The organism is Bacteroides sp. HMSC067B03, from assembly GCF_001811315.1.
Taxonomy (GTDB): domain Bacteria; phylum Bacteroidota; class Bacteroidia; order Bacteroidales; family Bacteroidaceae; genus Bacteroides; species Bacteroides faecis.
Map to the genome: position 1 here is coordinate 39,643 of NZ_KV804416.1, position 13,870 is coordinate 53,512.

General features: G+C 42.2%; 5 protein-coding genes. 4 read left to right on the forward strand and 1 reads right to left on the reverse strand.

Annotated elements, in window-relative coordinates:
• The first annotated feature begins 4 nt into the window (after positions 1-4).
• The 4 genes from HMPREF2794_RS20765 to HMPREF2794_RS20780 all read left to right on the forward strand — a co-directional run bounded on the left by HMPREF2794_RS20765 (position 5) and on the right by HMPREF2794_RS20780 (position 8,370).
• Positions 5-1,498, forward strand: a complete 1,494-nt coding sequence (locus HMPREF2794_RS20765) for a pectate lyase (RefSeq protein ID WP_070752543.1) — start codon at positions 5-7, stop codon at positions 1,496-1,498.
• 219 nt (positions 1,499-1,717) lie between these two features.
• Positions 1,718-4,939: a SusC/RagA family TonB-linked outer membrane protein gene (locus HMPREF2794_RS20770; RefSeq protein ID WP_010536702.1), complete on the forward strand. Its 3,222-nt coding sequence runs from the start codon at positions 1,718-1,720 to the stop codon at positions 4,937-4,939.
• Positions 4,940-4,958: 19 nt separating this feature from the next.
• On the forward strand, positions 4,959-6,779 hold the full coding sequence (locus HMPREF2794_RS20775) for a RagB/SusD family nutrient uptake outer membrane protein (protein ID WP_070752545.1): 1,821 nt from the start codon (positions 4,959-4,961) through the stop codon (positions 6,777-6,779).
• A gap of 13 nt (positions 6,780-6,792) precedes the next feature.
• Positions 6,793-8,370, forward strand: a complete 1,578-nt coding sequence (locus HMPREF2794_RS20780; protein WP_010536700.1) for a DUF5123 domain-containing protein — start codon at positions 6,793-6,795, stop codon at positions 8,368-8,370.
• A gap of 886 nt (positions 8,371-9,256) precedes the next feature.
• On the opposite strand, the gene HMPREF2794_RS20785 is transcribed toward HMPREF2794_RS20780, so the two are convergent.
• The gene (locus HMPREF2794_RS20785; RefSeq protein ID WP_070752548.1) at positions 9,257-13,798 is read right to left on the reverse strand and encodes a hybrid sensor histidine kinase/response regulator transcription factor; all 4,542 of its coding nucleotides are present in this window, start codon (positions 13,796-13,798) and stop codon (positions 9,257-9,259) included.
• Between the last annotated feature and the right edge of the window lie 72 nt (positions 13,799-13,870).

A 13,870-nucleotide genomic window follows, 5' to 3' on the forward strand; every position in this document is an offset into this window, starting at 1 on the left:
AGCTATGAACAAAAAAATCTTAGTAGGCCTATGTGCTTTATTTATTCTTCCTTCCATGGCTGGTGCTGTGGGACTGGCTACACCGTCAAAAGAGTATTCTACTCCCGACCGTTCTCAAGTTCCTGCTTTTCCGGGTGCTGATGGTGCAGGGAAATATGCAACAGGAGGTGCCGGTGGAACTGTATACACTGTAACCTCACTGGCAGATGATGGTTCGGAAGGAACTTTCCGCTGGGCCATCAATAAAAAAGGGGCACGTACCATCATTTTTGCAGTCAGCGGCATCATTGAATTACAGAAACCTTTAAAGCTCAACAATGGAGATGTGACAATCGCAGGTCAAACAGCTCCCGGAGACGGTATCTGTCTGAAGAATTATACATTCTCCATTCAAGCAGACAATGTGATTGTCCGCTTTATCCGTTCACGCATGGGAGCGGACATCAAGCAAAAAGGTGATGATGCAATGAATGGTATTAAAGGAAACAGCAACATTATCATAGACCATTGCTCCTTGAGCTGGTGTACGGATGAATGTGCTACCTTCTATGACAACCGTAACTTCACCCTCCAATGGTGTATCATCAGTGAAAGTCTCGCTAACTCTATTCACGAAAAGGGAGCACACGGCTATGGTGGTATCTGGGGTGGACAGAAAGCTTCTTTCCATCATAATCTGCTTGCACATCACACCAATCGTACTCCACGACTTTGCGGCAGCCGCTACACCGGCAAACCGGAAGAAGAAAAAGTGGAACTATTTAATAATGTAATCTACAATTATGGCAGCGATGGAGCTTATGCCGGCGAAGGCGGGTCGTACAACTTTCTCAATAATTACTATAAACCAGGCCCCTATAGTGCCATCAAAGGTTCATACCGACGTTTATTCACTGCTTATGCAGACGATGGCAAAAATCAAAATGAAGCAGGTGTATACGGAATATTCCATTTCAAAGGAAACTTTATGGACGCCACCTGTCCCAGCCTGACGGATAAACAAAAAGAAGCGCTTTATAAAGTCAATATGGATAACACATTTGGGTTAGTTGTCAAAAACGACTTCGCACCGGAAAAGAATTTATTATCCAAGAAAGCATTTGACATAGCAGAACACACTTCATTGCAACCGGCAAAGAAAGCCTATAAAGATGTACTTCAATTTGCCGGAGCCTCTCACCGCCGTGATGTTGTAGACCAGCGAATCGTAGAAGAAACCCGCAAAGGAAACTATACTTATGAAGGTTCTCATGGAAGTACCAATGGAATGGTTGACCAACCAATAGACGTAGGAGGCTGGCCTGAATATAAATCCGAACCGGCCCCACTCGATACTGACGGAGATGGCATACCGGACGAATGGGAAAAAAAGCACAATCTGAACCCGGACGATCCGAATGACGGTGCTCAATACAGTCTGAACAAAGAATACACCAATCTTGAGGTATATTTGAATGAACTGGTGAACCATCTGTATCCTGCGGATTCTAAAAAATAAAATTAAAAGCCCGAATAAACAGTTATAAAAGATTAAGACGAGAGTACATTCTCCTATAAACCCTCGTCTTAATTTATTTTCTGCCGGAAAAACAAAAAATACTATCGTAAAAACAAATATTACACATCCCACAAGCCTCAAAAACATAATTTTGCACCAGTGAGAACTCTAAGAGTGGATACACTCGAATATTAATAATCTAATATAAAAGAACAAAAGATGCCTAAAGGAATGAAAAACATGCGCACTTTGCTGCTAATGATTTTCGCAGCATTATCGCTCAGCGTATCAGCGCAGACTATTACCTTAAATGGTAATGTGAAAGACACAACCGGAGAGCCGATTATCGGTGCTTCCATCGTAGAAAAAGGAAATACTACCAATGGTACAATCACCAACCTGGACGGTAATTTCTCTCTAAAGGTTCCTGCTAACGCAACTGTCGTCATTTCATATATTGGTATGAAAACGCAGGAAATCGCAATCAAAGGAAAAAGCAAAATTGACGTTACACTATCAGACGATGCGAAAGCATTGGATGAAGTTGTCGTTATCGGTTACGGTACCGCCAAACGTAAAGACATTACAGGATCAGTAGCATCAGTCAATTCAGAAACTTTAGCAGCTATTCCTGTTGCATCTGCCACGGAAGCATTGCAAGGGAAAATGGCTGGTGTACAAATTACAACTACAGAAGGTTCTCCTGATGCACAGATGAGTATTCGTGTACGCGGAGGCGGTTCAATCACTCAAAGTAATGAGCCTTTATTTATTGTAGACGGATTTCCTGTAGAAAGTATCTCAGATATTCCACCTACAGATATTGAATCAATCGATGTATTGAAAGACGCTTCTTCAACTGCTATCTACGGTGCACGTGGTGCTAATGGTGTAATTATTGTTACTACCAAGAGTGGTAAAGAAGGAAAAGTCAGTGTTAGTTACAATGCTTATTATGCGTGGAAAAAAGTAGCAAAAACATTAGATGTACTTTCCGCAAGCGATTATACCAAATGGCAGTATGAACTGGCTCAACTAACAAATAAGAATGATGATTATATCAAGTATTTTGGGAATTATCAAGACCTTGACATGTATGACAACGTAGCTACCAATGACTGGCAGGATTTAACTTTCGGACGTACCGGACATTCATTTAATCACAATCTCAGCATCAACGGTGGTAGCGATAAGTTCAAATATTCGTTCAGTTACTCTCATATTGACGATAAAGCTATCATGCAAATGTCTGACTATGCACGTGATAACCTCAATTTAAAGTTGAATCATAAGCCTCTGAAGAACGTTTCTTTAGATTTCTCAGCACGCTTTTCCAAAACAAAAATCAATGGTGGAGGTTCCAATGACGCCAACAGTTCATTGAACACGGACAAACGCCTGAAATATTCTTTGTTGTATACTCCATATCCTGTACCTGGTATCTCTGATGCACTCAATGCAGACGAAGAAGATGCCAATTCTCTATTGATAAATCCGTTAATCTCCCTAAGAGATAATGACACCCGCAAAGAACGTATCAACTATAACCTTGCCGGCTCTATCACTTGGGAAATAATCAAAGATTTAAAACTAAAAGCAGAAGTTGGTTATGACGATTATCGAAATAATGCAGACCGCTATTATGGTGTGACTACTTACTATGTAAGAAATAACGTAGACGATGAAGATAAGAGTAAACCTGCTATTTCTTTTACTCGTGGTACAAGAACTGCCTTCCGCAGTACAAACACCTTAAGTTATGACTTCAAGAAGTTCTTTAAGAATAACAAAAACCATTTAAACCTGCTGGCTGGTCAAGAATATATTGTTACCAGAGAGAGAGAATTAAGAAACGTTGTACATGGCTTCCCGACTGAATATACGGCAGACGACTGCATCAACTATTCCACAAAAGGAAACCCATATGAAGTGACCAATTATGGTTATCCGGATGATGTGTTGTTCTCATTCTTCGGACGTGCAAACTATGACTTTGACAGCAAATACTTGTTTAGCGCCACTTTCCGTGCCGATGGTTCTTCGAAGTTTGCCAAAGGTAACCAATGGGGATTCTTCCCTTCTGCCGCTGTCGCATGGCGTATATCTTCTGAATCATTCATGGAGAATACCAAAAATTGGTTGGATGACCTGAAGCTCCGCTTTAGCTATGGTACAGCCGGAAACAATAATATTCCTTCGGGACAGATCTCTCAATTATATGAGTTAAATAAAACTCCATGGATCAATGGTGTCAATTCCTACATTGCTCCAAGCAAATATATGGCAAACAGCGATCTCACCTGGGAAACAACCATTACAAGAAATGTCGGTTTGGATTTCACTACTTTAGGAGGCAGATTAAGCGGAACAATTGAAGGCTACTGGAATAATACAAAAGACCTGTTAATTATGTTCCCGACATCCGGAACTGGTTATAACTACCAATACCGTAACATGGGCGAGACTGAAAACAAAGGTCTTGAAGCCAGCGTCAACTGGGTAGCCGTTGATAAAAAGAATTTCGGTCTGAGCATTGGTGCCAATATCAGTTTTAATAAAAACAAGATCAAATCTCTCGGTTCTTTACAGAAGCTAACTAACGAACAAGCACAATCTTATTGGGCTTCAACAGAGATAGGTCAGGATTTCTTGCCGGAAGTAGGTGGTTCTGTTGGAAAAATGTATGGTTATGTAAGTGCCGGACGTTATGAAGTTTCTGATTTTGAAAGTTATGATGCAACAACCGACACCTGGACTCTAAAGAAAGATATCAACAAATCTTCTGCCGTAGGAACTGCGCGCCCGGGTATGATGAAACTAAAAGATTTGGATAATAGTGGAGATGCGAATGGTGAAAAAGATAAAACGATCATTGGCGATGCCAATCCCCTGCATACAGGCGGGTTCAATATCAATGCCCGCTTATATGGTTTCGACTTGGCAGCCAACTTTACATGGAGTTATGGTAACGATATCTATAACGCCAATAAGATCGAAACCACTTCTACTTCCAAGTACTTATATAGAAACATGACTTCTGAAATGTCCGCAGCAAAACGTTGGACTAATATTGACGGAAACGGCAATTTGGTAACAGACATGAACCAATTGGCGCAAATGAACGAGAACACCACCATGTGGTCACCTTACATGAGCAAATTCGTATTCTCGGATTGGGCTGTTGAAGACGGTTCTTACCTTCGTCTGAGCACTTTGACATTGGGATACACTCTGCCTGTCCATCTAACCAAGAAAGTTGGAATCAACAACCTCCGTTTCTATGTAACGGGATACAATCTGTTCTGTATCACGGGATATAGCGGTTACGATCCGGAAGTTTCTACTTGCCGCAGAAATGGCAGCCAACTGACTCCGGGTGTAGACTATTCAGCATATCCTAAGAGCCGTCAGTTTGTAATCGGTTTGAACCTTAATTTTTAATCAGTAAAACTAGTAAGTAATGAAAAAAATATTATATACCGCATTAGCAGCATCACTATTTGCTTTTTCTTCTTGTGATGACATATTAGATACTTCCAAAAAGTCATCTATGGAAAAGACAGAAGTTTTTTCTAACGAGGCTTTGGTCAATGATGTAGTGATGGGATTGCACCAGTCATTCGGTGAAACAAACTCTTATCGCGGACGTTATATTGCCTACTTCGGAGTCAATAGCGACTGTGAAATTTGGAACAATACGGGTAAAAAAGGAGCTTTCACTGATAAAGAAGGAGCCTTGGTAACATATAATGCCACTACCGATAATCAATACATGAATACGGACAACAACGTTTGGGCCAAACTTTATGAAGCCATAGAACGCGCAAACAGCGCTATAACCGGTATGGACGAGTACAGCGATATGAGCAGCACCAATATGCGCCAATTTTACGGTGAACTATTGACCTTAAGAGCTTTTATCTATTTCGATCTGATTAAAGCGTTCGGTGATGTCCCTGCCCGTTTTGAGCCCAACACCACAGAAACGATCGACTTGCCTAAAACCGACCGTATGGTTATCATGAGAAGACTGTTGGACGACTTACTTACAGCACAAGACTACGTAGGCTGGCCTAACGAGAACAGTTTTACTAAATCAACAGAACGAGTGAGCCAAACCTTCACTAAAGGATTACGCGCGCGGATTGCATTATTTGCGGCTGGTTACTCACAACATCCGGATGGAATCCGTTACAATACAGAGGATGCAACAGAAAGACAGGAACTCTATACAATTGCAAAAAACGAATGTCTGGACATCATCAGCAAAGGGTATAACACATTAGGTACGTTTGAAGCTAACTTTAAAGCACTATGTGCTGAAGGAACAATTGCAGGAGCAGAGTCTATTTTTGAGATTCCATTTTCGGCATCCCGTGGACGTGTCATCTACACTTGGGGAGTGAAGCATGAAAAGAAAGACCAATGGACAAAACTTGCAAAAGGAGGTATAAACGGCCCTATTCCAACTTTGTTTTATGATTATGATGTAGAAGATATTCGTCGTGATATCACTTGTGTACCTTTCAAATGGACAAGTGACAACGATGGAGACATTGCCTGGAAAGCACCCAATAAATGCTGGGGTGGATGGAGTTTTGGTAAAGTTCGTTTCGAATGGATGAACCGTGTAGTTGACTCTTCAAATGATGATGGTATGAACTGGCAAGTGATGCGTATGGCTGATATTTATTTAATGGCAGCAGAAGCTATCAATGAACTGGAAGGTCCTAAAGGATCATCTGATGCAGGAAAATATTTGAAAGCAATCCTCGACCGTTCATATCCGGCCGAAAAAGCAAGCGCTATATTAACGAAGGCAAAAGCCAGTCAGGATGCATTCTTTAACGTAATTGTAGACGAGCGTAAGTTTGAATTTGCAGGAGAAGCAATACGCAAAGTCGACCTGATCCGTTGGAATCTTCTAGGAAGTAAAATGAATGAAGCCAAAGAGAAAATGACACGATTATATAACCGTGAAGGTGAATACGCTGATCTTCCTTTGAAAATCTATTATAATGAGGGTTTGGATGGAACAGATGCAACTTCCTACAAAATGTATGGATTAAACCATGGAGATACAGATGAAATAGGACAAACATTAGGCTACTCTAAAAGTAAGGAATGGATTGTACCGAAAGAATCTGCAGATCAGGCTGCTGCTTTGCTGCTTATCGACCAATTGTATGATAACAATCCCGATACCAAGCAATTCTGGCCTATCTGGAAAGTATTTATAGACGGAAGTAACGGTGTGCTAACAAACGATTATGACTATTAATGATGAATGAATTATGAAAAAGAATTATATATATACAGTATTATTTAGCCTGATTCTGTCTGCCTTTACAGTAAGCTGTTCAGAACCGGATGACGAAGTCACGACGGGAATATTTGACCGATTATTCTCACCGACAAATGTAGAAGCTGTTATCCAGAAAAAAACAAATGTAAAGTTTAAATGGACAGCAGTGACAAATGCCACATCATATACGATCGAGCTTTATGAAAATCAAGATATGACTTTCGAAGGTACTCCGAAAACATATGAAGGGATTACGGACAACACATATACTGTAGAAGGACTATTGGGTGAAACTCAATATACAGCAAGAATCAGAGCCTTGAGTGAAGAGATCAATGAATCAAAATGGTCGGCTGTTTCCTTCATGACAGAAGCTGAGAATATCTTCAATTCTGTGAAAGACGAAAATATAGAAGCACATGCAGTAACGCTTACATGGGATGCTATTGATGCAACGGCAACCAAAATCGTGCTGAGTGCAGATGGAAAAGCAGACATAACATATACTCTGAAAAGTACAGATATAGCCAACAAAAAGGCTTATATAGACGGACTGGAAGAAAGCACATCGTATACAGCCAAGTTATACAATGTAGATAAGCTCCGTGGTACCGTTACATTTAAAACAGCCATTGACTTTCAGGGAAAGACTCCTGTATATGAAGGTGATGATCTTGTTACCGTACTCGAAGGAGCAGCAGATGGTGCAAACATCGTTCTTGTCTCAGGCTCGTTTGTTTTGGGAGATTATGCACTAAACAAATCTGTTATCATCAGTGGTTATGACAAGGCCAATATGCCTACCATCTATGGTCGTCTACAACCCGAGGCCGGAGCTTCTTCCATAGAAATCAATAATATAATTTTCCGAGGTGACACTCCGGGAGCAGAAGAGTTGGTTTCTAATTTCATAGAGTTGCAAAGTGGAGCTAATATTTCGACTTTAACAGTCAGCGGTTGCGAAATCAGAAACTATAAGAATCAGATTCTTTACTGTAATGCAACGGCAACTTTAGGAGCGGCCTTATTTGAGAACTGTTGGGCAGATAATATTACAGGTTCCGGTGGTGACGGCTTCGACCTTCGCGCCAATACGACATTGGGAACATTGACGATCCAAAACTCAACCTTTAGTAATGGTATACGTACATTCTTACGTTGTAATATGACATCAGCCACTGTAAGCGTCACCAATTGCACTTTCTACAAAGTATGCTCTTATGATGGCGGCAGCAATAATAATGGATTGTTCTTAATGGATAAGGTTTCTACTTCTACAGGCAAACTAACTGTTGAAAAATGCGTATTCTCACAAATCGGTGTCGGAACATTAGGATACTGGGCAAAGAAGGGAAAGATGAAAGCTCAAGCTAGCTATTCAAAAAATTACTACCATGACAGTGCAAACCTATGGGATGCAACCAATGGACTTTATACAGATCCGTCAGCATGTAACGCTACAGAAATAGATCCTAAATTCACAAATCCTGAAAGTGGAGATTTCACTGTTGGAGCAGAAGATATTAAAGATTCCAAAGCTGGTGACCCTAGATGGATTAAAGAATAGTTCTGATAATCAATAAACCCCAAGTGTCTAAAACAGACACTGCATTATAAAAAAGATAGCGATGCCCGTATTCAGTATCGCTATCTTTTTTTATGACGCTAAGGCAGTTAGAAGTACCTCATTCAAACACATCTTGTACATCTCCCCTTCGGTTCTTGTACATCTTTTCCTCCAACCTCCTACATCTTTGAGTCCACTCTAGTACATCATCATGGCAACTCTTGTACTTCTCTCGGTTAACTCTAGTACAAACTTAGATAGCAAGCCTACTTTACACCTCATACACGAAACCATCAACCATCTACTAAATAAAGTAAGATTCAGAGCATTCAGTCCTTTCAGTTATCTCTGCAAAGCCCTGACAGAAGGAGATACAGCTGAAAGCAGTGGTTCCAAATGGTGACTTTCAGCATTCAGCTCTTTCAGTTTCAAAAACAGAGCTGGCATTTACTCCAATCAGAGGCTCTATTTACTACAAGTAAAAGGTCTGTTTTAATCAAGTAGAGGCTCTATTTATCTCCCCCCTTGTCGCTATCATTCTCACCCCGTATGTCAGCAGAGCTTAGCCCGGACGTCAGCAAGGGTAAGCCCGGACGTCAGCAAGCCTGAGCTCGGACACTAGTGAGCCCAAGCCTACATGTTAACTAGCCTTTGCTGCCAAATAGAATATATAGTCATCAACCATCAAAGAAAAAAATCCGAAACTACCAATCTGAAAGAACTGAAACCACCCCTCCCCTCTCAGAGTACACTCACGCAAGGGTACAAAATTGTGCCTTCAGCCGCTATCGCCTTCTGACAGGGCATTTCCGAAGAAGACTGAAACAACTGAACACCGATTATCCAATAAAACTTCTCTGGTACTAAAAGTGCCCAAAAACTCCTGTCACCGTCCCACTTTTTCCCGATACTCCGTCGGAGTCATACCGACCTGTGCCTTAAAGCATTTACTGAAATAACGCGGATCATTAATACCGACCATATAAGAAATCTGAGTCATATTAAACTCTCCTGTTTCAATTAACTGTGCAGCACGCTTGATGCGCATTTCCTTTATGAACTCGATAGGGGCCAGTCCCGTAAGCGTTTTCAACTTCTTGAAGAACACCGAACGACTGACAGCCAACTCACGAACCAAATCATCCACCACCAATTCTCCGTTATCCATATTCTGCTCCATCAGTTCAACCAGCTTATCCATAAACTTACGATCGTTAGGAGACATTTCCGGCATTACAGACTCTTCTGCCACACCACTCTCCGACTCCGACCCGGTAACTTCATGACCGGATAAAACCTCTTCCTGAACACCCGGAACTTCAGATACCATCACATGCGTCAGACTATCACGATAGAAATTCTGAAGTTTCTTGCGCTGTATCAGCAAGTTCTCCACACGGGCCTGAAGATAAGTAGCACTAAAAGGCTTGGTTATATAATCATCCGCTCCATATTCCAGCCCTTCCAGCTTACTTTCTATGGTTGTCTTGGCAGTCAGCAAAATAATAGGGATGTGGCTGGTCGTCATATCCGCACGGAGCTCACGCGTCATTTCGATGCCATCTTTCTCCGGCATCATCACGTCACTGATGATAATGTCCGGCAGATACTTCAAAGCCTTATTCCATCCTTCCATACCGTCAGAAGCCTCTACCACCCGATAGGTTGAAGCAAAAATACTACGTAAGAAAGAACGTAATTCCTGATTATCCTCCACCAGCAACATGAGTTCTTTCGAACTGCTTTCCTCAGCCTCTTCTTCAGCGACAGATATCTCCAAACCAGGTGCATCTACGATAGCAGCTTCTGTCTGAAGCGAAGAATTAGCGATATCCACAATACGTTCCATACTCAGCGGAACAGCCGAATCGTCGAGAATAAACTCTACTGCACTATTATAATGCTCTTTTCCCTTCAGAAAATCAACTTTGAAACAACTCCCTTCCCCCAAACGGCTATCAACGGAAATCGTAGCCTTGTGCATTTCTACCAGTTCCTTCACCAAAGAAAGACCGATTCCGGAACTTGCCTGATTGAATATATTCTTATCTACCAAATTCTCAAAGCGTACAAAGAGAGACTTACGTTTGTTTTCGGCAATACCAATTCCCTGATCTTGCACTCCAACCGATACCGTGCCCTCATCTTCGCGGATAAAAACGGTAATCATTTTCCCGTTAGGCGTATATTTAAAGGCGTTGGACAGAAGATTAAATACAATCTTTTCAAACTTATCAGCGTCTACCCAAAGGTTCAAAGCCTCCTTCTCCGTCTGGAAGAGGAAATCGATATGATGCTCCTCCGCCACTGATTCAAAATTGTCCATAATCTTACGGACAAAGGCTACTACATTCAACTGTTGCACCTGCATCTTCATCTTCTTATTCTGAATCTTACGGAAGTCCAGAATCTGATTCACAAGGCGAAGCATACGATTGGTATTCCGTTCCACCACTACCAGCTGCTCCCGTGCATCAGCCGGCAACTTATCATTCTTCAGCACTTGTTCTACCGGCCCCGCAATCAACGTCAGAGGAGTACGGAGCTCGTGAGATATATTCGTAAAGAAACGTAGCTTAATATCAGAAATCTGTTGTTCTACAGACACTTCGTGCTTCAAACGATAAATGGTAAACAGGATATAAACCGCAACGAAAATAATCAATAATACAAAGCAGACATACAGCACATACGCTAAAGGTGTCTCCCAGAAAGAAGGGAGAATCGTGATATTCAAAATGCGCTCATTGTCCACCCACACCCCGTCACTATTGGTAGAACGGACACGAAATACATAATCTCCCTTCGGCAAGTTGGTATAAGTCACACTTCTTTGCCGGTCGGCAAAAGTCCACTGCTTCTCGAAACCATCGAGAATGTACGCGTACTGTATATTCTGCGGATTCGTGTAATCGAGCGCAGCATACTGAACTGAAAAGATATTCTCATCATGAGAAAGCACCAGTTCGTGTGTATCATCCAAATCGACTTTCAATATGGATTTCTCTCCCGGAATCACATCTTCATTCGCCACCATCAGCTTGGAAAAGACGACAGGAGGCACATAACTGCTCTTCCGTATAGAATCCGGACTAAACATGAATAATCCGTTACTGGTTCCAAACAACATATCCCCACCGGATGTCAGCGTAGAGGCCGCCTCGCTGAAACGTACCCGGAAACTGATACTGCGTTCATCGTAATTCTCAAAACGCTCGCCGGATGGGACAAACTTACAGATTCCATTTTCTGTACTGATCCAGAGATTCTGCTTATGATCTTCACGGATAGAAAGCAGGACGTCCGAAGAAAGTCCGTCGAGCACTGAATAGGATTTAAATTCACCGTGACCGTCTTCGCTGATAGAAATCAGTTTATTCAGTCCCCCACCGAAAGTTGCCAGATAAAGTTCCTTCTGCCGGGTAGCGATGATCCAGTGCACATCATTATTGCTCAGACTCTTCGTGTCGTTCGGGACACGGGAGAAATGGTGGAACTGAATATCTTCCGGCTTCTTGAAGTTCTCGTCAAAAGCAACGGCTCCCGTGGTAGTACCTACCCAAAGTCGTCCGTTATTATCTGAAGTGATAAAACGCGTTTTGTAACAGACATCAATGGGATATCCTTTCAGATTATTCCGGTGATTGATAAAGATTGTCTCTCCTTTTTCTCCCTGGGCAATATAGTTGATGCCACCTGCAAAAGTTGCTGCCCAGATGCGGCCATGATGATCTTCGTAAACACAATATACATTGTTATCACTCAGACTGTATATATCGTTGGCGTCATGCTGATAACGAGTCAGTTTGTAAGACATACCCGTAGCAGAAGCCTGTTCGGCACGCACCAATCCGTTTCCTTTGGTAGCAATCCAGATAATTCCTTTCGAGTCCTGCAAAATAAAATAGGCAGTGCCTTCCATAGGCGCACCTGTGAGCGAAACGGTTCCATTTCCTGTCAGATGTCCTATATACTTCCGGTTCGAATCATACAGGCGGATCATGCCGTCTTTCAGTCCGACCCATAAATTTCCCAGCTTATCTTCGCAAACCGACCGTACTTCATTACTCAAAGATTCGTATTCATGCGGAACTGGAGTCAGCATTGAAAACGGTACATTGCGGAATGTGACTTTCTCCAGCCCTTTGGAATGGGTACAAAGCCACAAATTGCCTTGTTTATCAGAAAAAGCCGCATGTATTTTGTTAGAGAAGCGCCAGTTATTGCTCCCCAAATCATCGTAGAAAGGAACGAGACAATTCCGTTCGCGGTCAAAATAGGAGAATCCTCCGCCATAAGGATGCACCCATACATGTCCGTGTATATCTTCATGAATATGGAAAGCAGGACGCGAACGGTCAGCGTTACTATATTCCACCCGCATTTGCTCACGCTTTACCACCCCGGTAGCAGGGTTAAAATGAACAACGACTCCCGGCTCTTCCTGTTCGAACCAAACTTCCGATGTACGGTCTACATAAGCCGAAAGAATCGGCTGGTCCGACAACTCCTTGCAGGTCACAGGGGAATAGTGTATATGCTTGTTGGTTTTCAGGTTAGAGAGAAAGAATCCGTCCGAGTCGGTTGTAACGACGGTATTGTCATTGCCCACAGCATGTATGGAAGTTATACGGGCTTTTGTGGGAAGTTCGTGCAGACGAAACTCCCCGCTCTTTTTCTGATAGCACCAGATTCTTCCCCGATCGGAAGTAAAGCAGATATCGTCTTCACATTCTCTGACTGCATAAAATGCCTGGTTCATGCCGTCTTGTTTTCCCTGCGTCTCCACAAAGTAGTTCACAGGTTGCCACTCACCGGGACGTATCATTCCCAGCCCATTATCAGTCAGCAGCCAGTTATTGCCGGCTCTATCCTGATAGACCTGATAAAAGTGATCGGCAGGAAACAAACCGGACTTAGTGGAATAAATCTCCGGTTTCGTCGTATAGTTTTTCTCAGGAAGCGTCACAACACGGATAGCTCCGTCATTCTCCGTCAGCAGCCAGACTGTACCATCAAGCAACACCTGAATAGAATGAATATTGTAGGTGCTTCCCTCTTCACCCGCAGCCGGGACTTGCTCAAACGTCTCCGTTTTCGGATCGAAACGATGGACACGGTTGTCATAAGTCAACAACCATAGAAAACCGTACCGGTCTTCATACATCCGGTCGGCACGGTTATTGGTCAGACTGATGTAATTGCCCTGACGTGCTTTATAAGTTTTAAAGTTATAGCCATCAAAACGATTGATTCCATCCCAAGTGGCAAACCAGAGGTTGTCTTTGTGATCCTGTAATATGCTCATTACTGTGTTTTGAGACAACCCATCCTCGGTAGAATAATGGGTGAAAAAGCTGTGTTGTTGTGCCTGCACCACATGCACAGTCAGGCACAAAAGAATTAGATATAAGATTCTTTTTATCATTATTACACACATATTGAATGGTGTAAAGATAATAATTAAGCTGAACTTACATCTATATTCAGTGTTTATTTA